The sequence below is a fragment of the Pantoea sp. X-Soil-TKNS-1211 genome (genome assembly GCF_059730495.1).
Map to the genome: position 1 here is coordinate 2,285,460 of NZ_AP035953.1, position 22,125 is coordinate 2,307,584.

Below are 22,125 nucleotides of genomic sequence, written 5' to 3' on the forward strand. Positions count from 1 at the left end.
GTGTGGCGTGGAACCTGAAATCGTTTAAGGAACAGTGAGATGATTATTTTTGTTACCGGTGCGACGGCCGGTTTTGGTCAAAGTATCACCCGCCGCTTCATTGCCACAGGTCATAAAGTGATCGCCAGCGGACGCCGCGTTGAGCGTTTGCAGGAATTGAAAGACGAACTGGGCGACAATCTCTATACCGTACAACTGGATGTGCGTAACCGTGCGGCCATTGAAGAGGCGATTGCCGCCCTGCCTGCCGAATGGCGCAATATCGATGTGTTGGTTAACAATGCCGGTCTGGCGCTCGGTATTGAACCCGCGCACAAAGCCAATATCGAAGATTGGGAAAATATGATCGACACCAACAACAAAGGTTTGGTGTATATGACGCGCGCCCTGCTGCCCGCCATGGTGGAGCGCAATGTTGGGCATATCATTAATATTGGTTCGATTGCCGGTAGCTGGCCGTATGCCGGTGGCAACGTTTATGGTGCGACCAAAGCCTTTGTGCGCCAGTTCAGCCTGAATCTACGTACCGATTTGCATGGCACCGCGCTGCGTGTGACCGATATTGAACCGGGTCTGGTCGGCGGCACGGAGTTTTCCAATGTGCGTTTCAAAGGTGATGACGGCAAAGCCGATAAGGTTTATGAAGGCACCACCGCACTGACCGCCGAAGATGTTACCGAAGCGGTGTACTGGGTGGCGACGTTACCGAAACACGTCAACATCAATACACTGGAAATGATGCCGGTGACGCAAACCCTCGCAGGTTTGAAGGTGCATAAGGACTAAAACCCGACACCATCCCTGTAGCGGCGCGATTTATCGCGCGTTTTTGACCTTCCGCGGGCAAGGCGCGATAAATCGCGCCGCTACGGTTTTTTAACATCAGGTCCGTCCCCATCCTGCAACAATAATCAGCATACCGCTCAGCGCAATCAAGCCCCCCGCCCAGTCCCACGGACTGAGTTTTACCCCATCCACCACCCGCAACCAGATCAGCGCCGTCAACACATAAACGCCACCGTAGGCCGCATAAACGCGACCACTGGCCGCCGGATGCAGGGTCAGCAACCAGACAAACAACATCAGGCTGGCCGCAGCAGGCAGCAACAGCCAAGCCGTCGCGCCCTTCTTCAGCCATAACCAGGGTAGGAAGCAGCCAACAATTTCCGCCATCGCAGTTAAAAAAAACAACAACGCCGTTTTCACCAGCATAAAAAGTCTCTCAAAAGTCTCAACAAATGCCTCACCGCTGGTGAGTAAAGAAGCAGCGATGATATACTAGCGAGTATTGTTGTTACAGCCACTCTCAAGGCTGTGCTGGTGTTAACTGAAGGAAAAGATGATGAAAAAATTGTTTCCCGCACTGCTTGCTGCGGCACTGACCTCCAGCGTACTGCTGACTGCCCCGCTGGCCTCCGCGCAAACCAATCGTCTGATCATCGAAGATGGCAGCAGCGCTGCCAGCAATGAGGCGGCACGTCAAAGCAAGGAGCAATGGAATGACACCCGCAACCTGCGTAACAAAGTGAATACCCGCGTCGAGAAAGAATTCGATAAAACCGATAAAGCCTTTGATACCCGTGACTCCTGTGAAAAAAGCTATAACGTCAATGCCTACTGGGAACCCAACACCCTGCGCTGCCTTGACCGTCGCACCGGCCGCGTCGTCGCGCCATAAGTCGCTGACGCTGCTATAGTCATCAAGGGAGTTCTAACCAAAGGAGTGTGAGATGAAAAAGCGTGTTGCCGTGGTATTGCTGTCCTTGCTGGCGTTGCCGATGCTGGCGCAAGCTTCCTGTGAAAGCGTCAAAGCGGAGATCAGCAAGAAACTGGTCAGTAACGGACTGGCTGAATCGGATTTTACGCTGGATATCGTACCCAACGATCAGGCCGACCAGGCGGGTGGTCAGGTGGTTGGGCATTGTGAGAACGACACCCAGAAAATTGTCTACAAGAAGCTGAGCCGCGACGCAGAAGGCAATGTGCCGAATGATGCGGGCAGCTCACACGATACACCACAGTAAACGATCGTAGCGGCGCAATCAAAGGCGCGCGATAAATCGCGCCGCTACGTCTCCGGCCGCTGGTGCGGCATCAGCCAGGCGATCCATAGCGTCAGCAGCGCGATCAACAAGGCCACCACAAACACCCAATGCAATGAACTGGCAATCTGCGTAATCCATTCCTGTAATGTCCCATGTGGTAACGCCTGACGGCTGTCATGTGACATGATTTTTTGCATCGGGTCGTTGGCCTCGGGTAAACGCCGCATCAAATTGTAATTCAACACTGCTCCCATCAACGCCGTACCAATCGCCGATCCCAGCATCCGGCTGAACATGATCGAGGCGGTACAGATGCCACGAATTTCGTAATGCGCGTGATTCTGCACCGAAACCAGAAAAGTAGTGCTGGTCATCCCCATGCCCGTACCGATGATAAAGGCGGTCAACCCCGCCTGTATCAGGCTGCTGTCGGCGCGCAACAACAGCAACAAGGCACTGCCAGCGATCAGCAGCAGTGCGCCCAGTTGCGCGGTAAAGCGGTACGAGGTGATCAACATCAGACGACCACTCAGGGTACTGGCCAACGGCCAGCCAATCGACATCATTGCCAGCGCACTGCCCGCCTGCAACGGCGTACCGCCGGTAATCCCCTGAATCCAGGTCGGCAGGAAGGCACTGATACCCATCATTGCCGCACCAATGATCAGATTTCCGGCATTCCCCGCCACAATCAATCGGCTGCGCCAGATAGCCAGCGGAAACAGCGGCGCGCTGGCGCGTTGTTCATGACGCTTAAGGAACACAGCGGCAATCAACGCCAGCAGCAGGAACAACAGCAACCAATATCCCAGCACTTCGGCCTGCAATAAGGCGATTAACAGCGCGCTGACGCTGATCATCAACCAGGCACAACCGGTAATATTTAGCGTGCTGTGCTGGCGTTGTTCCCGTGCAGGAAGAAAGCGCGCCAGCAACAGCATGGAGAGCAGACCAATCGGCAGGTTGACCCAGAAAATCACCGCCCAGCTGAAGTGCTGTACCAGCCAGGCACCGCTTAACGGCCCAAGGATCGCCGCCACGCCCCAGACGCTGGAGAGCCAGCCCTGCACGCTGGCGCGCTCACGCGGTGCGTAGATATCCGCCACGATGGTGGTGGTCAGCGGCATGATGGCACCCGCGCCTAAGCCCTGAAACGCCCGGAACAGAATCAACCACGTCATACTGTGGGCGAAACCACACAGCACGGACCCGATGAGAAACAGCGAAACGCCGATAAAAAACAGCATTTTGCGCCCCCACATATCTGCCAGCCGCCCATACAGCGGCACCGTCACCGCCTGCGTCAGCAGATAGATAGAAAATACCCAGCCAAAATGCGAAAAACCGCCCAGATCAGCGATGATGGTCGGCATTGCCGTGGCAACGATAGTGACCTCAATTGCCGCCATAAACATCGCCAGCATGCAGGCGATCAGGATCCAGTGGCGGTCTCCCGTTTGAATTTCTGCGCTCTCAGTCATTTTTCTTTCTTCCTTTCTTTGTCGCAAGACTAGTCGAAATTTTTATCCGTCAATTTCCTCTGCGTGCGCCCCGGTGTGACAGCGTCACAAATAGTCGATGAATTTTTTTTATCAAGGTTTGTGCCTTATTTCATGGGGGTTAAGCCTCTTTTTTCCCCTTTTACTATCTATCTGATTTTCCCTCAAAAACTGGCATATCAAGAATAACGTTGCTATAGGTTTAAAACCCCTTTTCTGATTCTCACTGGAAAATGGTCATTAAGTAGTCGTTTTATCTGCAATTGTGTGATGTGGCGATTTATTGTGCGAATGCGCGGTTTGCGCGATAAACCGCGCCGCAACAAAAATCAATTAAATTATTGTTATTAATCGACTTTTAACTAATCAGGGAGACATGCGCTATGCAACAAAATGCATCGCTCGCCCGACGATCCGGGTTAGCAGTGCTTGCCATTGTGCTGGTGGTTGGCCTGCTGGTGTGGGGACTCGGGCTGGATACCTTGCGCGCCCGCAGGGTGGATTTAATCTACCTTGGGCAGCAGCATCTGTTTCTGGTGTTCTGGTCAATGTTCTTCGCGCTGCTGGTGGGCATCCCCAGCGGGATTCTGCTCAGCCGCCCCTTTGCCCGTCGCTGGGCCGAGTACGTGATGCAGATCTTCAACGTTGGCAATACCCTGCCTCCGCTGGCGGTGCTGGCTCTGGCAATGGTGATTGTTGGTATCGGCGACCGTCCGGCGTTGATTGCGCTATTTCTCGCCTCTTTGCTGCCCATCGTGCGTAATACCTATGCCGGACTGAGCGCGGTTCCCCCGTCGCTACTGGAAGCCGCCAACGGTATTGGCATGACCAAATTTCAGCGCCTGCGTCAGGTGGAAATCCCTAACGCGCTACCGGTCATCCTCGCCGGGGTACGCATCGCAACCGCCATTAATGTCGGCACCGCACCGCTGGCGTTTTTGATTGGTGCCAGCAGCTATGGTGAGCTGATTTTCCCCGGTATCTACCTCAACGACTTTCCGACGCTGATCCTCGGCGCAGTGGCAACCGCCCTGTTCGCACTGATTCTCGACCTGCTGTTAGCCGCGCTGGGACGTTATCTCAGTCCGCATGCAGCGACACAGTAAAAGGAGCCTTGTGATGGCCACTGCCAACCTGTTAGCGCGCTGGATAAAACGTAGCGCGCTGATTTTGACTGCAACGCTGGCGCTGAGCCAGATGGCTGCCGCTGCCACACCGCTGGTGTTGGCGACCAAGAGTTTTACCGAGCAACACATCCTTTCGGCCATGACGGTGATGTGGCTGCAAAAGAAAGGGTTTCAGGTGATACCGAAAACCAATATCGCCACCACCATCGGCCGTAACGCCATGATCAACAAACAGATTGATATGACGTGGGAATATACCGGCACCTCGTTGATCATCTTTAATCACATCACCAAACCGATGTCATCGCAGCAGGCTTATGACACGGTGAAGCAACTTGACGGTAAGTTGGGACTGGTCTGGCTCGACCCGGCACCAATGAACAACACCTATGCGTTCGCCATGCAGCGCTCGCGGGCTGACAAGGAAGGCATCAGCACCATGTCGCAACTGGTGGCAAAGCTGGAACAGATACGCAAATCTGACCCGGACCATAACTGGAAGCTGGGACTCGATCTGGAATTTGCCGGACGTTCGGATGGCCTGGTTCCGCTGCAAAAAGCCTACAACATGCCGCTCGACCGCCCCCAGATTCGCCAGATGGATCCCGGACTGGTGTATAACGCCGTTAAGGAAGGTTTTGTCGATGCCGGTCTGATTTACACCACCGACGGGCGGGTAAAAGGGTTCGATCTCAAAGTGTTGGAAGATGATAAACACTTCTTCCCAAGTTACAACGTCACGCCGGTGGTGCGTAAAGATGTGCTGGAAAGCCATCCCGGACTGGCCGAGGCACTTAATCAGCTATCACCGCTGATCACCGATGAGGCCATTACCGAGATGAATAAGCGTGTCGATATCGATCATCAGTCACCCGAACAGGTGGCGCGTGATTTCCTCAAATCAAAAAACATGCTGTAAGGAGGCGCGATGGATACCTTGCATTACATCATGGCTAACTGGGACACCCTGCTGGCCCTGACGTGGCAACATACCTGGCTGGTGCTGGTCGCGGTCGGCTTTGCCATTGTGGTTGGCGTACCCCTCGGGATTTTGATTGTGCGTTTTAAATGGCTGGCGACGCCGGTGCTGGGCATCGCCACCATTGTGCTGACCATTCCGACTATTGCGCTGTTTGGTCTGATGATCCCGCTGTTCTCGCTTATCGGTCAGGGAATTGGTGCCCTGCCGGCCATTACCGCCGTGTTTCTCTATTCGCTGCTGCCAATTGTGCGTAACACCCATACCGCGCTGGAGAATCTGCCGCCGGGGCTGCGCGAAGCGGGTCGCGGCATTGGCATGACCTTCTGGCAGCGTCTGCGCTGGGTGGAGATCCCGATGGCGTTGCCGGTGATTTTCGGCGGTATCCGCACCGCTGTGGTGATGAACGTCGGCGTGATGGCGATTGCCGCGGTGATCGGTGCGGGCGGTTTGGGTTTACAGCTGCTGGACGGTATCAGCGGCAGTGATGTGCGTATGTTAATTGCCGGTGCGTTGATGATTTGTTTGCTGGCTATTGTGCTTGACTGGCTGCTGCACCGTTTGCAGTCAGCGCTGACTCCTAAGGGGATTCGCTAATGATCAAACTGGAAAACCTGACGAAAACCTTTACCCAGAAAAATGGCACGGCGTTTAACGCCGTCGATAACGTCAGCCTGGAAGTCCCCGCCGGGGAAATGTGTGTGCTGCTCGGCCCTTCCGGTTGCGGCAAAACCACTACGCTGAAAATGATCAACCGACTGATCCCGGCCACCAGTGGCAATATCCTGATTAATGGCGAAGATACCAGCACGCAGGATACGGTGACGCTGCGCCGTAATATCGGTTATGTGATCCAGCAAATTGGCCTGTTCCCGAATATGACCATTGAAGAAAACATCACCGTGGTGCCACGCATGTTGGGGTGGGATAAAAAGCGTTGCCGTGAACGCGCGACTGAACTGATGAGCATGGTGGCGCTTGATCCGACCAAGTTTTTGCATCGTTACCCACGTGAGATGTCGGGCGGGCAGCAGCAGCGGATCGGCGTGATCCGTGCACTGGCCGCGGATCCGCCGGTATTGTTGATGGATGAACCTTTTGGCGCGGTCGACCCGATTAACCGTGAGGTGATTCAGAACGAATTTCTCGATATGCAGCGTCAGCTGAAAAAAACCGTGATGCTGGTGAGCCACGATATTGATGAGGCGCTCAAACTGGGCGACCGTATCGCGGTGTTTGGTCAAGGTAAAATCGTACAGTGCGCCAGCCCGGATGAACTGCTGGCAAAACCCGCCAATGAGTTTGTCGGTTCTTTTGTTGGTCAGGACCGTACCCTGAAACGTTTGTTGCTGGTACAGGCCGGTGATGTCACCGACCAGCAACCCACCATCACCGTACAACGCAGCACGCCATTGGCGGAAGCCTTTGCCACTATGGACGACAACGATATGCGTTCAGTGACGGTGGTCGACAACGACGGCAAACCGCTGGGATTTGTGAAGCGCCGTGAAGCACGTGGTGCCAGCGGTCGCTGTGAAGAGATGTTGCATACCTTTACCGTTACCGGCAAAGCGGAAGAAAACCTGCGTGTGGTGCTGTCGAAGCTGTACGAACACAATCTGGTGTGGATGCCGATTGTCGATGAAGATGGCCGCTACAGCGGGGAGATTTCGCAGGATTATATTGCGGATTATTTGAGTTCTGGCCGCACGCGGCGGCGATTAAATCCTTAACCGCTGCGGGACTGTGCGATAAATCGCGCCGCTACGCCAACAACGCTGTAGCGGCGTGATTCATTACGCAATTAATGTGATTCTTCCGCGGCAGTGGCTGCCAACGTTGATTTAGTCTGTTCTGACGGCAAAATCACGTTCAACATAATGGCGAGAATCCCACCGGTGGTCACTGCATGCCCAAACAGATTCGTGATCAGCATCGGGAACTGTTTCAGCACCTCCGGCACCGCTTCTACCCCCAGACCGAGACCAAACGAGACCGCCACAATCAACATTTCGCGACGTCCCAACGGTGTCTGCGTCATCACCCGGATACCGGCTGCCACCACGCTGCCAAACATCACCAGCGTCGCGCCGCCCAGCACGGGTGCAGGAATTTGCTGCAACAGGTTGCCAATCACTGGGAAAATCCCCAACAGCACCAGCATCAGGCCAATCACCATCCCTACATACCGGCTGGCGACGCCGGTCATCTGAATCACGCCGTTATTCTGTGCAAAGGTGGTGTTAGGAAACGCCGAGAACATCGCGGCCAGCACGCAGCTGATACCATCCGCCAGGATACCGCCTTGCAGGCGACGCTGAAAACCTTCACCTTCAATCGGCTGCCGTGACAGCAAACAGTTGGCGGTTAAATCCCCTACTGCCTCAATCACGCTAATCACCGACACCAGCGCAATCGGTACAAAGATCGCCCAGTCAAAGTTGAAACCAAAACGAAAGAAGCCCGGCATCACCAGCCAGCTACTCTCGGCCATTGGTTTGAGTTGCAGATGGCCGGTCAGCGCAGCGGCGATACAGCCGACGGCGATCCCCGCCACCACCGCCACCAGCCGCGCCCAACGGTTACGTGAACGGTTTAGCGCCACAATTACCAGCAGCGTCAGCGCCCCCAGTGCCAGGTTCCACGGCGCACCAAAATCGGCAGCATTGTGACCACCGGCCCAGTCGGTGATGCTTACCTTGATCAGGCTGATGCCGATCAGGGTGATCACCGTACCGGTCACCACGGGCGTTAACACTTTACGCAACGATGCAATACAACGACTGATCAGCATTGGGATCAGCGCGGCAATCAGGTTGCAGCCGAAGATCATGGCCATGATCTCTTCCGGTGAACCACCACGCGCTTTCACCATCAGCCCACCGGATAAGATCACGCCCAGAAACGCAAAACTAGTGCCCTGGAGGCAGATCATGCCAGCACCGATGCCCATAAAACGGCGCGCCTGAATAAAGGTGCCTAAACCTGACACCAGTAACGACATGCTAATCAGATAAGGAATATAAGCCTGTAACCCCAGTACCGAACCAATAATCAGCGGTGGCGTGATGATGCCCACCACGCTAGCCAACACATGTTGCAGTGCGGCAAAAAATGCGGGGGCTGGGCCAATACGTTGTTCCAGCCCATACAGCAAACCTTTTTCATCTGAGTGCGACATAACGGTGCTCCGGCAGTAAATTCATCAGGTCAGCTGATGCATGAATCACGCCAGAGCAATAAGATTCAGTGATATTTTTGGCAGGACATTGAATACAAAAGAAATTAATTCACAAAGAACAGCTGCTGGATCTGCAACCTTAGATTCAGCCAGCCTGGATTTGCCACTTTTCGTTTCATCACGCCGCAGGTTTTGCACTATCCCTGTGCGAAATCGGCTTCCCAAGTAATGAAAGATCCAGATACCCACTTAACTCCCGCTGTTCCGCGCGTGGCAAGTAGGGCAATTCACCCAACAACGGTGCATGCAGCTTTTCACTCAGCACATCAATGATTTCCGCATAATGTGCCAGACCAGGATTGATGCGATTTGCCACCCATCCCACCAGCGGCAAGCCATCCTGCGCCACCGCTTCGGCAGTCAGTAAAGCGTGGCTGATGCATCCCTCTTTGATGCCTACCACCAACACCACCGGCAGTTGCTCCTTTTTGACCCAATTTGATAGCGGTTGCAGGTCATTCATCAGGCTGCGCCAGCCGCCTGTCCCTTCCACCACCACATGCGGCGCGCGTTCCTGGAGGGCCGCCAGCCCTGCGCTCAACAACGGGTAATCAATCTGATGCGTTGGACTGGTGCTGATTTCATCCTCTTCCAGGGTGATAGGATTGATAGCGGCATACGGTAATGCCAGGCCAGAAGCCTGCTGCAACAACAGCGCATCTTTATTGCGCAAACCCTCTGGGGTGGGTTTGGCACTTTTGGCGATAGGTTTATAACCTACGGCGCACTGACCATTCTGTGCAAAGCACTGCAATAGTGCGCGGGAAACCACGGTTTTGCCCACCGCGGTGTCAGTACCGGTGATAAAGAGTGTTTTCACCCTTCCTCCTTACGTTTAGCGATGTGAACCAGAGGTGACGAAGGAGCAGTTTAAGGAAATGTCGTACCTGACAGATTGCGTTAGGACAAACTTAAGGCGGGCTGTTTAGCCCTGAAGCAGTTTTATCAGCAAATAGCCGGAATACAGGGCATCTTTGATTAACGCCGCCGCACCCAGGGTGCCCGGATCGTTAAACGCGGTGGGGGCCAATTGGATTTCATCGCTATAGGCAGGCAACGCCTGCTGGCGAATGGTGCTACTGACGGCAGGAAACAACACACCGGGAGCCTGGTTAAGCGGCGAGCCAATAAGAATTTGTCGCGGATTAAAGATATTCACCATCATTGCCAGCATACGACCAATATGGTGTCCAACCCCGGCAATCACATCACTCGCCAGGCGATCGCCCTCTTGCGCCGCCTTGCACAAGGATTCAATCGTCAGTGGCACGTCATGCAAACGGCTGTCCGGTTGATGGGGTAAACGCTGCGCCGCGAGGTTGAGCAGGCTGCCAATACTGGCCACGGTTTCCAGGCAACCATGATTGCCGCAGTAGCACTGCTGACCATAGGGATCAATCTGGGTATGACCAATTTCAACCAGCGCCCGCCCGCTTTTATGCAGTAGTTGCCCACCAGTAATCACCCCGGCTCCGACGGTTTCATCGATCACAATCTGGATCACGTCCTGCGCACCGCGCGAGGCACCGAACAACGATTCGGCCAACGTCCAGGCGGAAATATCGTGCTGGACAAACACCGGCACCCCGGTGCGTTGTGACAGACTTTCGCCCAGCGGCATATCTTCAATCGCGTAACCAGGCATACGATGCACCACGCCAGACGCCGCATTGATCAGGCCGGGTAAGGTGATGGCGATGGCCGTCAAGCGTTCCAGTAATTTCTGATGACGAATAAAGAAAGCATCAACCAGCTCCTGCAATGCCTGCAACAACGGTTTGTCGTAGCTGGCGGGCAGTGGCAGACGATCTTCCTGTAATGCACGGCTGCTGAGATCGCGTAACGTCAGGGTGATATAACCGGGTTGAATGCGGATAGCCAGATAGTGCCAGGCGACGGTATCGAGAACCAGCCCGATAGCCGGACGACCTCGGCTGCCTGGCTCCTGAAACTCGGTTTCCTGCACCAGATGTGCATCCAGCATTTCACGCACGATTTTAGTTATGCTGGCCGGGGCCAGCTGGGCGCGTTTGGACAGTTCAATACGTGAAATCGGGCCGTAGTGATCAATCAATCGGTAAACCACCCCTGCGTTGGTCTGCTTTATTTGATCAATGTGGCCAGGTTGACTGTCCAGATTCACACCCTGCTCCCGGTTATTTTCGCGCTTCTAAATAAATAGCAACTATGGTGCGGCAGAATGGCGTATAGCGCCAAATATTTGATTAGATATGTGATTTGTCGCACACATTGTCAGGTGATTTTGCCGCGTCTGGCTTAAGTTTCAGCGTTACGTTGTAACAGCATCATCATATTGGCCATCTGTGCACTCGGCTCACGCGTCGCTGACCACACCAGCCAAACCTCCGACAACGCATCGGCCTCATGCAGCGGCAACCACACCACATCTGCCAGCCGCGCACGACGGAATGAGGCCGGTAAAATCGATACCCCTAATCCGGTAGCAACCAGCCCGAGGATGGTCATCGCTTCCCCCACTTCCTGAGTGATAAAGGGTTTGATCTGATAACGGTGCAACAGCGCCAGTATCTCGCCATATAAGGCGGTACCGCCTTGCGGATCGAAGAATACAAAAGGTTCATTCGCCAGTGCCTGAATGGAGATGGCCTCCGCATCGGCCAGTGGATGCGCCCAGTGCACCACCGCACACAAGGGTTCGCGCAGTAACAACTGATGCTGTAAATCACTCGGCAACGGCGTGTTGCGCATCACGCCAAGATCGAGACGTCCTTCGTGCAACGGTGCCAGTTGCTGACGGGTGTTAATCTCCTGCATCTGGATATGTACTGCCGGCCAGCGCTGGCGGAAATGATAGAGCGCATCGGATACCAGCCCGGTAAAGGGCGCGGAGGAGGTGAAACCAATACGTAATTCACCTTCCTGGCCGTTGTGCAGCCGCGCCGCACGACTGGCCGCCTGCTCCACCTGAAGCAGAATCCCGCGCGCATCCTGTAAAAATTGTTGTCCCGCAGGCGTGATCTGCACACTGCGATTGGTACGGGTGAACAGCTGCGCGCCAATTTCCTGCTCCAGTTGCTGGATCTGTTGGCTGAGCGGCGGTTGCGAAATATTGAGGCGCATGGCGGCGCGACCAAAATGCAGTTCTTCCGCCACGGCAATGAAATAGCGTAGATGACGAAGTTCAACATTCATATTTTAAAAGTCTCATTCGAGATTATTAATATATTGTACAACTTATTATCACTTTCCTACGATAGTCATACCTTCTGAAATTTGAGGATTTTCCGTGAGTCGCTCTTCTCAGGCTGTGACACTCGATGAGGACGAAGTGTCCGTCGTGCCTGCTTCTGTTCCAGCGTCAGTAACATGGATTGAACGCGGTTCGCCGCAATTTATGCGTGTTACCCTTGCCCTGTTCTCGGCGGGTCTTGCCACTTTTGCCCTGCTGTATTGCGTCCAGCCCATTCTACCGGTGTTGTCCCAGCAGTTTGGTGTCTCGCCAGCAGCCAGCAGTATCTCGCTGTCGTTATCGACCGGGCTGATGGCGCTGGGTTTGCTGGTCACCGGACCACTTTCCGACGCCATTGGCCGTAAGTCGGTAATGGTGACCGCCTTGATGCTTGCCGCCCTGTGCACCGTGATTTCTGCCATGATGACCAGCTGGCACGGCATTCTGTTGATGCGCGCGCTGATCGGTTTGTCGTTAAGTGGGGTGGCTGCGGTGGGAATGACCTACCTGAGTGAAGAGATTCATCCGCGGGTGATCGCTTTTTCGATGGGCCTGTATATCAGCGGCAACTCGATTGGCGGGATGAGCGGTCGCCTGCTAACCGGGGTATTGACCGACCTTTTTTCCTGGCGCATCGCTATTGGTGTGATCGGTTGCTTTTCGCTGGCATCGGCGCTGATGTTCTGGAAAATCCTGCCCGCTTCGCGCCATTTCCGCCCGGCGTCATTACGTCCGCATAATTTGCTGATTAACTTCCGCCTGCACTGGCGTGACAAAGGCCTGCCGCTGCTGTTTGCGGAAGGTTTTCTGTTGATGGGCGCGTTTGTCACCCTGTTCAATTACATTGGCTATCGACTGCTCAGCGCGCCGTGGTCTCTCAGCCAGGCGGTGGTCGGTTTGTTGTCGGTGGTCTATCTGACCGGTTCCTGGAGTTCGCCTAAAGCCGGTGCGATGACCAGCCGCTTTGGTCGGGGGCCGGTGATGATCACCGCCACTGCGATCATGCTGTGTGGTCTGCTACTGACAGCGTTCAATACCTTGTGGATCATCCTGCCGGGTATGATGTTATTCACCGCCGGATTTTTTGCCGCCCATTCGGTTGCCAGTGGCTGGATTGGTCCGCGCGCACGTCGGGCAAAAGGCCAGGCCTCTTCCCTCTATTTATTCAGTTATTACGTCGGTTCCAGCGTCGCCGGAACCTTAGGTGGCGTGTTTTGGCACAGTTTTGGCTGGAGCGGTGTCACCGTGTTTATCAGCGTACTACTGGTGCTGGCATTGCTGGTCGGTTGGCGCTTGCAGTGCCGCAAACTGTAATCTGTTTTACGGGGCCAATGCGCCCCGTTCCCTTCAGGTAATCCCCCTTCCCGGCAAACTTTCAGTGCCAGTGAAAACAAAATAACAATAGCTAGCTATAATTTATTCTATTCCAAAAATAGTTAGATTTTTTTCTTTACACAGCAACGAGGAAGCCAGATGGAACTTTATTATTATGTCGATAAATATGCCGGTTATAACGACAACCATGTGGTACATGCCAATGGGTGTCCTTTCCTTCCGCCGGATGCAGCAAGACGCTTTCTTGGTACTTTTTACACCGCTAATGCCGCGATTCAGCAGGCGCGTAAGTTTTATCCTTCCGCGCTGGGTTGCGAACACTGTTGTCCGGTTGGCGTAAAAAAAAATCTGACCTCCCAGCATAGCGTGGCACTAAAACACATGGCCTGACTCTGATATTCCGGATCTGAGCTGGACCGCGACGTTGCGCCATTTTGTTAAGTTTTCCTGCGACATTTCGCTATGTTAGACACCAACAACATTGCTTCAGGTAGAACGCTCATGCGTGAAAAATACGCAACGTCACAAATCGCCCTCCACTGGCTCACCCTGTTATTGATCGCCATTGCCTATACCACCATTGAACTACGTGGCCTGGCGGCCCGTGGTTCGTTAACCCGCAGCCTGATGATGATGACGCATTTCAGCTGTGGCGTCTCAGTATGGGTGTTGATGCTGGTACGCGCCGGGTTACGCCATCGTCATACCTCACCAGACATCATTCCCGCACCGCCACGTTGGCAACAGAATCTCGCCCATCTGATGCATTTCCTGCTGTACGCGCTGTTTCTGGCATTACCCATCCTCGGCGTCACGTCGAAATATCTCAATGGTCGGCCATGGCAGGTTTTTGGCCTGGCGATGCCAGTGAGCAGCACCCCGAATTTTGACCTCGCCGACACGCTGATCGGCTGGCACGAAACCCTGGCCCCACTCGGCTACTGGCTGATTGGCCTGCACGCCGTCGCCGCACTGTTGCATCACTATATCCTGAAGGACAACACCCTCATCCGTATGATGCCAACACGTAAACGCAGCTCGTAACGAATTTCTTAATAACCTCAGGCTATTAACCGGAGCCTTAGCGATAAAAAATATTCAGCAATAAAATACGGTTAGACGGTTTCCCTCTGCGTATTAATCCTCCACAATAGGCATAATTTGTGACGAAGGTCACTTCACATCGGGCTTTCCGCCCCTAATTTGCCGCCTGACTGATCTGAAATTCATGCAATCAACCACCGTCTCCCGTAAAACGGCCTGGCTACGCGTCGTGTTGCTGGCCATTGCCGCTTTTGTCTTCAATACCACCGAATTTGTCCCGGTTGGTTTGCTGTCCGATATCGCCGCCAGTTATGCGATGAAAACTGCGGATGTCGGCATCATGCTGACCATCTACGCCTGGGTAGTGGCGCTGCTGTCGCTACCGCTGATGCTGCTGACGCGCAATATTGAACGTCGTCTGCTGCTGTCGATTCTGTTTGTGCTATTTATTGCCAGCCATGTGCTCTCATCGGTCGCCTGGGATTTCACTTCGCTGGTACTTTCCCGTATCGGTATCGCGCTGGCACATGCGGTGTTCTGGTCCATTACCGCGTCGCTGGCGATTCGTGTCGCTCCGGCAGGCAAAAAAACCCAGGCGCTGAGTATGCTGGCAACCGGCACCGCGCTGGCGATGGTGTTGGGCGTGCCGATTGGGCGTATCGTCGGTCAGTATCTTGGCTGGCGTACTACTTTCGGCATGATTGGATTGTCTGCGCTGGTGTTGCTGGTGCTGCTCGCACGCATTCTGCCACGCCTGCCCAGTGAACATACCGGTTCGCTCAGCAGCGTACCGATGCTATTTCGTCGCCCGGCGCTGGTTAGCATGTATCTGCTGGTCACCGTTGTGGTGACAGCGCATTACACCGCTTACAGCTATATCGAACCCTTTATGCAGGTCGTCGCCAACTCCGGGGAAAACTTCACCACGCTGTTGTTGCTGCTGTTTGGTTCTGCGGGAATCATCGGTAGCGTGCTGTTCAGCACCCTGGGTAATAAATATCCCTCGGCGCTGTTGATTGCCGCGATTGCAGTGATCACCTTGTGCATGGGTCTGCTGATATTTGCCGCCGTACGCCCGGCCGCGATTGCAACGCTGTGTATTTTCTGGGGCATGGCGATGATGATGATTGGTCTGGCAATGCAGGTCCGGGTGCTGTCGCTGGCACCGGATGCAACTGACGTTGCCATGTCACTGATGTCCGGCATTTATAACATCGGCATTGGTGCCGGTGCGCTGCTCGGTAATCAAGTTAGCCTGCATTTAAACATGGCGGATGTGGGCAATATTGGTGGGTTGATCGGCCTGGTGGCGTTGTTCTGGTGTATCTATATCTTCCGTCGTTATCCACAGTTACGTTCCAACGGTTAAAAAAGGGGCTTCAGATAGAAGCTATCTGAAGCCTGCCCCTTCCTATTTATAAAGCTCTGCGGTGCCATGCAGGTTGTTGTTGCCAGAGGTCGAAGTGATGCGGAAAGACTTTGCTCCCGCAGCACTGGCCTTCTCCGCCAGTTGATTCTCCAGCGAGGTTAAATCGGTGCTACCTGATGCGCTTACCACACCGATTTGCTGTTGATTAGCCGGCGCTTCACTTACCAGGTCAGCCGCCATAGTACCAAATGCGATTGATGACAGGGCCACAGCGGCCAGGGTCAGTTTAATGCTTTTCATGATCGTCTCTCTTTGCAGATGAAATTGGGTGGGTCGCCATTTAATTAACAACCGTTAAATAAATACTAAATCCAAAGGCGGACTCGCGTCAATGATTTTATTAACGGTCGTTATTTTAATGGGAAGTGGCGTAAGTATGGGCTTCAGCGCGTCTCTGGACTTTACCATTCAGGGGATTTTGCCCGCGAAGGCACAAACGGACAAAGTGGTGTTGCATATTAATTTAATGATCGGTAATTTAATAAGCATGTTGAGCTGTGGTGAGGATTTATGAGCCAGATAACTGAACCGACCCTGCGTAAAAGTCGTGGCAGACCGAAAGTCTTCGATCGCGATGATGCGCTGGATAAAGCCCTGATGCTGTTCTGGGCGCACGGCTATGAAGGCACCTCACTGACGGATCTGGTCAGCGCGACCGGTGCCAAAGCGCCAACGCTGTACGCGGAGTTTGCCAACAAAGAAGGCCTGTTTAAAGCGGCGATGCAGCGCTATATCGAGAGGTTCAGCGCGCAACGTAATGCAGTGCTGAACGATGCCGCGCTGGATGTGAAGACGGCGATCGAGTCATATTTTCGCGCCACCGCCGCCTGTTTCACCGAATGCGATAAACCCGCTGGCTGCTTTTTTATCTGTACCTCCAGCGCCCTGTCCGCCAGTTCTGAAGAGGTGGCGCGCATGCTGGAACAGCAGCATCACGCGCAGGAGCATGCGTTGCAACAGTTTCTCGCGGCACGCCAGCAACGCGGTGAATTACCCGCATGCAGCAATACCGCAACGCTGGCAAGCTTCCTCGCCTGCGTGTTGCAGGGCATGTCGGTGCGCGCCCGTGAAGGCGCAAGTCGCGAGGATTTAGAACAGATTGTGGATACGCAGATGGCAATCTGGCCTGCGCTGGCGGGATATTGCGCCATTGACTAGCTGAAACACCTGACGTCGCGGCGCGATAAAACGCGCCGTGACGGGTATGTTAAGGCAGGAAAAACATCGGTTTTAGCTCCGCGCTGACCGGGCTGTTATCCTGATTTGACGGCATCAAATCCTTCATCGACGCCCACCAGCGTTGGCAAACCTCTGTTTGCGCCACCGCCTGCCAGCGGGCTTCCGACTCTATTTCAACACTGGCAAACAACAAATTGCGTTCGGCATCCAGCCAGATAGCGTAATTGCTCGCTCCATTCGCCTTGAGCGTCGCAGCCAGTTCCGGCCAGATGGGCGAATGACGGCGTAGATACTCGTCATGGCAATCCGCGTGCACCTGCATCACAAAGGCTCTACGCAACATTGGCGCGCTCCACCTGCAAAGCCGCCTGCCAGGGATGCACGCCAAAACGCTCTCCCAATGCAATCAGCTGCTCGGTGGTGATGCTCTGCCGAATGCCGCCCATCGACAGCGCTTTCACCACCACCTCAGACGACTTCTCGGCCGTGTCGATCAGGCCAAAGGTTTCATCCAGCGTCGGCCCGGCACCAAAAATGCCGTGGAACGGCCACATCACCAGGCTATGGGTCGCCATCTCATCTGCCGTGGCCTGACCGATACCATCGGTGCCCGGCACCATCCACGGCAAAATCCCCACGCCGTCCGGGAACACCACCAAACACTCGGTGCTGCCTTCCCACAGCAGGCGGGTGAAACGTGCTGCATCCAGCTCTACCACGTAGCTCAGCGCCATAAAGTTAGTGGCGTGACAATGCATAATCACGCGGTCGGCACCGTTGCTCACCTGCTTGCGCACGCTGTGCGACTGGAAATGTGCTGCCAGCTCTGAGGTCGGCAGCCCGCCATTGCTCAAGCCCCAGTAGATTTTGTACGACAATCCTTTGTCATCCACCTGCAACAGCACCAGGCTGTCAGCCGGATCCAGTTGCACATTGCGGAAGAACTTGCCGGAACCGGTCACCAAAAACCAGTCGTTCGCCAGTGCCGGTGCCGGTTTGCTCAACTCGATGCAGCGCGGTTCAGCGTAGAAGTCGGCGGCATAAGGCTGCACCTCTTCCGGCAGCAGCCGCAGGCTAACGTTGCCGCCGTTGCGCTCATCCCAGCCCTTCAGCCACATATCGCTGGTCGCTTTAACCATTCCCTGTACAAACGCAGAAGAAAGAATACTTTGCATGGTGGTGTCCCTTATCGTTGAGCCAGAATCTGTTGTTCATAGTGACGGACATCGCTCAGCCAACTGGCGTCGGCCGGGACATCATGGCGCAGGCACCAGGCCTCCCACACCGCCTGCCACGGCAGCGATTTCTGTTCTTCCAGTAGCGCCAGGCGCGCGGTGTAGTCCCCTGCGGCTTCCAGTTGGCGCAGCTGATCGGTTGGCTCCAGCAAGGCGCGCAGTAACGCTTTTTTGGCATTGCGCGTACCAATCACCCAGGCGGCAATGCGGTTGATCGAGGCATCAAAGAAGTCGAGGCCGATATGTACTTTGTCGAACAGTTTCTGGCGTGCTATCTCATGAGCAATCGCCTGAGTTTCATCATCCAGAATCACCACATGATCGCTGTCCCAGCGCACCGGACGGCTGACATGCAGCAACAAACGCGGCACATACAACATGGCGGTAGAGATCTTGTCGGAGATCACTTCGGTCGGATGGAAATGGCCCGCGTCCAGCGTCAGCGCCGTCTGACGACTACAGGCGTAGCCGAGGTAAAATTCATTGGAACCCACGGTATAACTCTCGGCTCCGATACCAAACAGCTTGCTTTCCACCGCATCGATATGATGTTGCGGATTGAGTTTTTCACTGATGATCTCGTCCAGCGCTGCCAGCAGACGCTGACGCGGTGCCAGGCGATCCACCGTCAGATCTTTCATCCCGTCCGGCACCCAGATATTCATCACTGAAGGCGTCCCCAACTGCTCGCCAAAAAAGGCAGAAATATGGCGGCTGGCTTTGCAATGATCAATCCAGAACTGGCGAATCCCCTTATCCGCGTGAGATAAGGTAAAGCCATCAGCGCTCAGCGGGTGGGAGAAACAGGTCGGGTTGAAGTCCAGTCCCAACTTGTTGTTTTTCGCCCATTCTACCCAGTTGCTGAAGTGGGCTGGTTCGATGGCATCGCGCTCCACCGGCTTATCGCTCTCCAGGTAGATGGCGTGCAGGTTGAGGCGTTTCGCTCCAGGGATCAGTGACAGAGCTTGGTCCAGATCGGCGCGCAGCTCCTCAGCATTACGCGCCCGGCCAGGATAGTTGCCAGTGGCCTGGATACCACCAGTCAGCGCGCCCTGCGGATTTTCAAATCCGCGAACGTCATCCCCCTGCCAGCAGTGCATCGACACCGGAATGCCATCCAGTTGCGTCATTACCTGTTCCACATCGACGTTAATCGCAGCGTAACGTTGTTTCGCCAGGTCAAAGGCCTGTTCAATCAGCTTTGTCATAAGCAAGTTCCTTAGCGGGTTGGCTCAGCGCGGCGAAGCGTGCCAGGCTGGCACGAAAAGCGCTGTTGTTAAGCGGGGCAAATTTTTCTAACGGGAAGTTTTGGCTGATGCAACGACGCAGATCCGCCACATCGCGTAATTCTCCGAGAGCGATCAGTTGGCAGCCGACATTGCCCAGGGTTGAGGCTTCCACCGGACCGGCGAACACCGGCAACTGGCAGGCATCGGCGCACAGTTGGTTCAGCAGCGGATTCTGGCAACCGCCGCCGACCACATGCAGTTGACGCAACGGCGACGAACGCAACTGACCAAGTTCACCGATCACCTGGCGATAGAGCAGCGCCAGACTGTCAAATATGGTACGCGCCAGCGCAGCCGGCGTTTGCGGCACCGGCATCTGCTGCTCCGCACAGGCATCCTGAATCTCCTGCACCATGCTGGCGGGGTTAATAAAGCGGTTGGCGTTGGGATTGATCAGCGCGACACAGGCCGGTTGCTCAGCGGCCTGCTGAATCAGGGCGCACAAGTCGCTGATGTGCAGCTCAGTACACACGCGCTGCAACAGCCACAGGCCCATGATATTTTTCAGCACCCGATAGCCTTCCGCGCCGCCCTCGTTGGTGATATTGGCGTCGAGCGCTGTCTGGCTGAGGCACGGTTGCAGGCTTTCAATCCCCATCAGCGACCAGGTGCCGGAGCTAAGGTAAGCGGCATCGTCCTGCATCAATGGCGTTGCCAGCACCGCGCTGGCGGTATCATGAGTGGCAACGGCGATCACCGGGATATGATGGCCACGCGGACTGATCCAATGACCAATAGTGTTACCCGGCGCAGTGGGTGTGCCGAACCAACGCGCCGGTATGCCTGTCCAGGCGAATAAATCATCATCCCACTCCCCACTGGTGATATTTAGCAGTTGCGTGGTGGTGGCATTGGTGTATTCCCAGTTCAACTTGCCGGTCAGGCGATAATGCAGGTAATCAGGAATCATCAGCGCGTGACACACCTGCGCCTGCCAGTCTGGCTGTTGCAGATGCAGTGCGCGCAGTTGGTACAGGGTGTTAAACGGCAGAAACTGAATGCCGGTACGCTGATAAATCGCCGACTTGCCGAGATCATTGATTGCCTGGGCCATCTGGCCGTCGGTGCGGGCGTCGCGATAGCTGACCGCCTCGCCGACCCGCTTGCCGTCTGCATCCAGCAACACCAGGTCTACACCCCAGGTGTCAATGCCAATGCTGTCCGGCACGATGCCTTCCTCATCCAGCTGTTGCAGCCCCTGACGGATTTCCTGCTCCAGTCCCTCCAGATCCCAGCAGTCGTAACCGGCACGCCGTACGCGCTGATTCGCAAAACGACGGACTTCACGTAGGCTGAGTTGCTGGCTTTCCGTGGTCCATTGCGCGAGCATGACACGCCCGCTGGATGCGCCTAAATCAATGGCAACAATGTTACGCATACTCATGGCGTGTTCTTCCTGTGATGAGATGCATACAGAGTAAAAATCCTGCCTTTCCCTCACCTTCCCGTTACTGCCAGCGCGTCAGGCCCACTGGCACCGTAACAAAGATGTTCGTGAGACAGCTCACAGAACCGCATAAGCGCCGAGTTGTGAGCTTTGCCGCATTTTCTGCATCAACCCCGGAGATCTTGAAAAATTAGCCATTTTCCTGCATCAGCGGGTGTGAAATTCAAGGTAAGGTGCTGATCGCCTGAGTAGACTCGGTTACGGATTTGTTAATAATGAGAGGCGAACAATGACCGTTTTACACAGCGCAGATTTTTTCCCCGCCGGGGAGTACGCCATTGCGATTGAACCGCGCGTGCCACAACTGGCCTTCCCCGAACATCACCATGATTTTCATGAGATCGTATTGGTGGAACAAGGTTCGGGCATCCATGTGTTTAATGGTCAGCCGCAGGCGTTGTGTGCTGGCTGCGTGTGTTTTGTACGCGATCACGATCGTCATCTTTATGAGCAAACCGACAATCTGTGCCTGACCAACGTGCTGTACCGCAGTCCGGCATCATTTCGTTTTCTTTCCGGTTTGCAGGCGTTGTTACCGCGTGAGGAAGATGGCAACTACAGCTCGCACTGGCGTATCAACCAGAAAGTGATGGCCCAGGCGTTGCAGATTGCGGCGCAGATGAACCAGCAGGGAATGTGGTCGCTGGAGAAGCAAGCGCGTCAGGAACAATCGTTCCTGCAACTGCTGGTGTTGCTGCGCGAAGCCGGTCACAACGATGCCGCGCAGGACCAGGAAGCACGCCTGCATCGTTTGCTCGACTGGCTGAATGAACACTACAGTGAAGAGATTGCCTGGGAAGCCTTAGCTGACCAATTTTCTCTGTCGTTGCGCACGCTGCATCGTCAAATGAAGCAGCAGACCGGCAATACGCCGCAGCGTTATCTGAACCGGTTGCGCTTGTTACAGGCGCGCCACTTGCTGCGGCACAGTGATATGCGTATTACGGATATCGCCTATCAGTGCGGATTTGGTGACAGTAACCATTTTTCCACGCTGTTTCGGCGGGAATTTGGCTGTGCGCCCCGAGCGGAGCGCCAGCAGATGATGTAAGGTGGAGTGTGCCC

At 54.8% G+C, this 22,125-nt stretch carries 25 protein-coding genes; 14 read left to right on the plus strand and 11 right to left on the minus strand.

Annotated features, from left to right (window positions below; genetic code table 11):
* Positions 1-39 precede the first annotated feature (39 nt).
* On the plus strand, positions 40-786 hold the full coding sequence (gene ydfG / locus AC6I8W_RS10920; RefSeq protein ID WP_021183203.1) for a bifunctional NADP-dependent 3-hydroxy acid dehydrogenase/3-hydroxypropionate dehydrogenase YdfG: 747 nt from the start codon (positions 40-42) through the stop codon (positions 784-786).
* Between the two features lie 96 nt (positions 787-882).
* Here ydfG and AC6I8W_RS10925 read toward each other — a convergent pair whose 3' ends face one another.
* Positions 883-1,212 carry a YnfA family protein gene (locus AC6I8W_RS10925; RefSeq protein WP_497835029.1) on the minus strand — a complete coding sequence of 110 codons (330 nt, stop codon included), beginning with the start codon at positions 1,210-1,212 and terminating at the stop codon, positions 883-885.
* A 130-nt stretch (positions 1,213-1,342) separates the two neighbouring features.
* Between AC6I8W_RS10925 and AC6I8W_RS10930 the strand changes: the two genes are divergently transcribed.
* Positions 1,343-1,678 (plus strand): DUF1283 family protein, encoded by a 336-nt coding sequence (locus AC6I8W_RS10930; RefSeq protein ID WP_497838170.1) that lies wholly within the window; start codon positions 1,343-1,345, stop codon positions 1,676-1,678.
* A gap of 52 nt (positions 1,679-1,730) precedes the next feature.
* Positions 1,731-2,024 carry a DUF1161 domain-containing protein gene (locus tag AC6I8W_RS10935; RefSeq protein ID WP_497835030.1) on the plus strand — a complete coding sequence of 98 codons (294 nt, stop codon included), beginning with the start codon at positions 1,731-1,733 and terminating at the stop codon, positions 2,022-2,024.
* A gap of 44 nt (positions 2,025-2,068) precedes the next feature.
* Here AC6I8W_RS10935 and AC6I8W_RS10940 read toward each other — a convergent pair whose 3' ends face one another.
* The gene (locus AC6I8W_RS10940; protein ID WP_497835031.1) at positions 2,069-3,526 is read right to left on the minus strand and encodes an MDR family MFS transporter; all 1,458 of its coding nucleotides are present in this window, start codon (positions 3,524-3,526) and stop codon (positions 2,069-2,071) included.
* Between the two features lie 401 nt (positions 3,527-3,927).
* Here AC6I8W_RS10940 and osmY point away from each other — a divergent pair, with 401 nt between their 5' ends.
* The 4 genes from osmY to osmV are packed head-to-tail and all read left to right on the plus strand — an operon-like array spanning position 3,928 to position 7,383.
* The gene (osmY, locus tag AC6I8W_RS10945; protein WP_497835032.1) at positions 3,928-4,650 is read left to right on the plus strand and encodes an osmoprotectant ABC transporter permease OsmY; all 723 of its coding nucleotides are present in this window, start codon (positions 3,928-3,930) and stop codon (positions 4,648-4,650) included.
* 13 nt (positions 4,651-4,663) lie between these two features.
* Positions 4,664-5,590 carry a glycine betaine ABC transporter substrate-binding protein gene (locus AC6I8W_RS10950; protein WP_497835033.1) on the plus strand — a complete coding sequence of 309 codons (927 nt, stop codon included), beginning with the start codon at positions 4,664-4,666 and terminating at the stop codon, positions 5,588-5,590.
* 9 nt (positions 5,591-5,599) lie between these two features.
* Positions 5,600-6,247, plus strand: coding sequence for an osmoprotectant ABC transporter permease OsmW (gene osmW, locus AC6I8W_RS10955; RefSeq protein WP_497835034.1), 648 nt, complete (start codon positions 5,600-5,602; stop codon positions 6,245-6,247).
* Entirely contained in the window at positions 6,247-7,383 is a 1,137-nt protein-coding gene (gene osmV, locus AC6I8W_RS10960) for an osmoprotectant ABC transporter ATP-binding protein OsmV (protein ID WP_497835035.1), read from the plus strand. Before osmW ends, osmV begins: the two co-directional genes overlap by 1 nt.
* A gap of 71 nt (positions 7,384-7,454) precedes the next feature.
* Here the strand turns inward: osmV and AC6I8W_RS10965 are convergent, their stop codons facing one another.
* From AC6I8W_RS10965 to AC6I8W_RS10980, 4 genes are all read right to left on the minus strand, one after another.
* Positions 7,455-8,831: a nucleobase:cation symporter-2 family protein gene (locus AC6I8W_RS10965; RefSeq protein ID WP_497835036.1), complete on the minus strand. Its 1,377-nt coding sequence runs from the start codon at positions 8,829-8,831 to the stop codon at positions 7,455-7,457.
* A gap of 178 nt (positions 8,832-9,009) precedes the next feature.
* Positions 9,010-9,711, minus strand: a complete 702-nt coding sequence (gene bioD / locus AC6I8W_RS10970; RefSeq protein WP_497835037.1) for a dethiobiotin synthase — start codon at positions 9,709-9,711, stop codon at positions 9,010-9,012.
* Between the two features lie 105 nt (positions 9,712-9,816).
* Positions 9,817-11,034, minus strand: a complete 1,218-nt coding sequence (gene mlc / locus AC6I8W_RS10975) for a sugar metabolism global transcriptional regulator Mlc (RefSeq protein WP_497835038.1) — start codon at positions 11,032-11,034, stop codon at positions 9,817-9,819.
* Positions 11,035-11,168: 134 nt separating this feature from the next.
* Positions 11,169-12,065 (minus strand): LysR family transcriptional regulator, encoded by an 897-nt coding sequence (locus tag AC6I8W_RS10980; protein WP_497835039.1) that lies wholly within the window; start codon positions 12,063-12,065, stop codon positions 11,169-11,171.
* Positions 12,066-12,159: 94 nt separating this feature from the next.
* Between AC6I8W_RS10980 and ynfM the strand changes: the two genes are divergently transcribed.
* From ynfM to AC6I8W_RS11000, 4 genes are all read left to right on the plus strand, one after another.
* Positions 12,160-13,416, plus strand: coding sequence for a multidrug efflux MFS transporter YnfM/SxtP(Kp) (ynfM, locus tag AC6I8W_RS10985; RefSeq protein WP_497835040.1), 1,257 nt, complete (start codon positions 12,160-12,162; stop codon positions 13,414-13,416).
* Positions 13,417-13,575: 159 nt separating this feature from the next.
* Positions 13,576-13,827: a hypothetical protein gene (locus tag AC6I8W_RS10990; RefSeq protein ID WP_497835041.1), complete on the plus strand. Its 252-nt coding sequence runs from the start codon at positions 13,576-13,578 to the stop codon at positions 13,825-13,827.
* Between the two features lie 111 nt (positions 13,828-13,938).
* Positions 13,939-14,481, plus strand: coding sequence for a cytochrome b561 (gene cybB / locus AC6I8W_RS10995; protein WP_497835042.1), 543 nt, complete (start codon positions 13,939-13,941; stop codon positions 14,479-14,481).
* Between the two features lie 184 nt (positions 14,482-14,665).
* Positions 14,666-15,850, plus strand: coding sequence for a sugar transporter (locus tag AC6I8W_RS11000; RefSeq protein WP_497835043.1), 1,185 nt, complete (start codon positions 14,666-14,668; stop codon positions 15,848-15,850).
* 42 nt (positions 15,851-15,892) lie between these two features.
* Here the strand turns inward: AC6I8W_RS11000 and bhsA are convergent, their stop codons facing one another.
* Positions 15,893-16,150, minus strand: coding sequence for a multiple stress resistance protein BhsA (gene bhsA, locus AC6I8W_RS11005; RefSeq protein WP_497835044.1), 258 nt, complete (start codon positions 16,148-16,150; stop codon positions 15,893-15,895).
* A 91-nt stretch (positions 16,151-16,241) separates the two neighbouring features.
* Here bhsA and AC6I8W_RS11010 point away from each other — a divergent pair, with 91 nt between their 5' ends.
* Both AC6I8W_RS11010 and AC6I8W_RS11015 read left to right on the plus strand, forming a co-directional pair.
* Entirely contained in the window at positions 16,242-16,424 is a 183-nt protein-coding gene (locus AC6I8W_RS11010) for a hypothetical protein (RefSeq protein ID WP_497835045.1), read from the plus strand.
* Positions 16,421-17,068 carry a TetR/AcrR family transcriptional regulator gene (locus AC6I8W_RS11015; protein ID WP_497835046.1) on the plus strand — a complete coding sequence of 216 codons (648 nt, stop codon included), beginning with the start codon at positions 16,421-16,423 and terminating at the stop codon, positions 17,066-17,068. Before AC6I8W_RS11010 ends, AC6I8W_RS11015 begins: the two co-directional genes overlap by 4 nt.
* A 49-nt stretch (positions 17,069-17,117) precedes the next feature.
* On the opposite strand, the gene rhaM is transcribed toward AC6I8W_RS11015, so the two are convergent.
* Genes rhaM through rhaB form a run of 4 tightly spaced genes read right to left on the minus strand, consistent with a single transcriptional unit; the run spans position 17,118 to position 20,997 of the window.
* Complete coding sequence (rhaM, locus tag AC6I8W_RS11020) at positions 17,118-17,432, minus strand: L-rhamnose mutarotase (RefSeq protein ID WP_497835047.1); 315 nt, start codon at positions 17,430-17,432, stop codon at positions 17,118-17,120.
* The gene (gene rhaD, locus AC6I8W_RS11025; RefSeq protein WP_497835048.1) at positions 17,422-18,264 is read right to left on the minus strand and encodes a rhamnulose-1-phosphate aldolase; all 843 of its coding nucleotides are present in this window, start codon (positions 18,262-18,264) and stop codon (positions 17,422-17,424) included. Before rhaD ends, rhaM begins: the two co-directional genes overlap by 11 nt.
* Positions 18,265-18,275: 11 nt before the next feature.
* On the minus strand, positions 18,276-19,532 hold the full coding sequence (locus tag AC6I8W_RS11030) for an L-rhamnose isomerase (protein ID WP_497835049.1): 1,257 nt from the start codon (positions 19,530-19,532) through the stop codon (positions 18,276-18,278).
* Positions 19,516-20,997, minus strand: a complete 1,482-nt coding sequence (rhaB, locus tag AC6I8W_RS11035) for a rhamnulokinase (protein ID WP_497835050.1) — start codon at positions 20,995-20,997, stop codon at positions 19,516-19,518. The genes AC6I8W_RS11030 and rhaB overlap by 17 nt, the downstream gene beginning before the upstream one ends.
* A gap of 292 nt (positions 20,998-21,289) precedes the next feature.
* Here rhaB and rhaS point away from each other — a divergent pair, with 292 nt between their 5' ends.
* Entirely contained in the window at positions 21,290-22,111 is an 822-nt protein-coding gene (gene rhaS / locus AC6I8W_RS11040) for an HTH-type transcriptional activator RhaS (RefSeq protein WP_497835051.1), read from the plus strand.
* The last annotated feature ends 14 nt before the right edge of the window (positions 22,112-22,125 follow it).

Excerpts from the sequence above, each read along its gene's own strand:
- AC6I8W_RS11015 (WP_497835046.1), top strand. The coding sequence starts at position 16,421 with ATGAGCCAGATAACTGAACCGACCCTGCGTAAAAGTCGTGGCAGACCG.
- AC6I8W_RS11000 (WP_497835043.1), top strand. The coding sequence starts at position 14,666 with ATGCAATCAACCACCGTCTCCCGTAAAACGGCCTGGCTACGCGTCGTG.
- AC6I8W_RS10950 (WP_497835033.1), top strand. The coding sequence starts at position 4,664 with ATGGCCACTGCCAACCTGTTAGCGCGCTGGATAAAACGTAGCGCGCTG.
- AC6I8W_RS11030 (WP_497835049.1), bottom strand. The coding sequence starts at position 19,532 with ATGACAAAGCTGATTGAACAGGCCTTTGACCTGGCGAAACAACGTTAC.
- osmY (WP_497835032.1), top strand. The coding sequence starts at position 3,928 with ATGCAACAAAATGCATCGCTCGCCCGACGATCCGGGTTAGCAGTGCTT.
- rhaD (WP_497835048.1), bottom strand. The coding sequence starts at position 18,264 with ATGCAAAGTATTCTTTCTTCTGCGTTTGTACAGGGAATGGTTAAAGCG.
- AC6I8W_RS10980 (WP_497835039.1), bottom strand. The coding sequence starts at position 12,065 with ATGAATGTTGAACTTCGTCATCTACGCTATTTCATTGCCGTGGCGGAA.
- rhaB (WP_497835050.1), bottom strand. The coding sequence starts at position 20,997 with ATGAGTATGCGTAACATTGTTGCCATTGATTTAGGCGCATCCAGCGGG.
- ydfG (WP_021183203.1), top strand. The coding sequence starts at position 40 with ATGATTATTTTTGTTACCGGTGCGACGGCCGGTTTTGGTCAAAGTATC.
- AC6I8W_RS10935 (WP_497835030.1), top strand. The coding sequence starts at position 1,731 with ATGAAAAAGCGTGTTGCCGTGGTATTGCTGTCCTTGCTGGCGTTGCCG.
- AC6I8W_RS10990 (WP_497835041.1), top strand. The coding sequence starts at position 13,576 with ATGGAACTTTATTATTATGTCGATAAATATGCCGGTTATAACGACAAC.
- AC6I8W_RS10925 (WP_497835029.1), bottom strand. The coding sequence starts at position 1,212 with ATGCTGGTGAAAACGGCGTTGTTGTTTTTTTTAACTGCGATGGCGGAA.
- osmW (WP_497835034.1), top strand. The coding sequence starts at position 5,600 with ATGGATACCTTGCATTACATCATGGCTAACTGGGACACCCTGCTGGCC.
- cybB (WP_497835042.1), top strand. The coding sequence starts at position 13,939 with ATGCGTGAAAAATACGCAACGTCACAAATCGCCCTCCACTGGCTCACC.
- rhaM (WP_497835047.1), bottom strand. The coding sequence starts at position 17,432 with ATGTTGCGTAGAGCCTTTGTGATGCAGGTGCACGCGGATTGCCATGAC.
- rhaS (WP_497835051.1), top strand. The coding sequence starts at position 21,290 with ATGACCGTTTTACACAGCGCAGATTTTTTCCCCGCCGGGGAGTACGCC.
- AC6I8W_RS10930 (WP_497838170.1), top strand. The coding sequence starts at position 1,343 with ATGAAAAAATTGTTTCCCGCACTGCTTGCTGCGGCACTGACCTCCAGC.
- AC6I8W_RS10965 (WP_497835036.1), bottom strand. The coding sequence starts at position 8,831 with ATGTCGCACTCAGATGAAAAAGGTTTGCTGTATGGGCTGGAACAACGT.
- AC6I8W_RS11010 (WP_497835045.1), top strand. The coding sequence starts at position 16,242 with ATGATTTTATTAACGGTCGTTATTTTAATGGGAAGTGGCGTAAGTATG.
- bhsA (WP_497835044.1), bottom strand. The coding sequence starts at position 16,150 with ATGAAAAGCATTAAACTGACCCTGGCCGCTGTGGCCCTGTCATCAATC.
- osmV (WP_497835035.1), top strand. The coding sequence starts at position 6,247 with ATGATCAAACTGGAAAACCTGACGAAAACCTTTACCCAGAAAAATGGC.
- AC6I8W_RS10940 (WP_497835031.1), bottom strand. The coding sequence starts at position 3,526 with ATGACTGAGAGCGCAGAAATTCAAACGGGAGACCGCCACTGGATCCTG.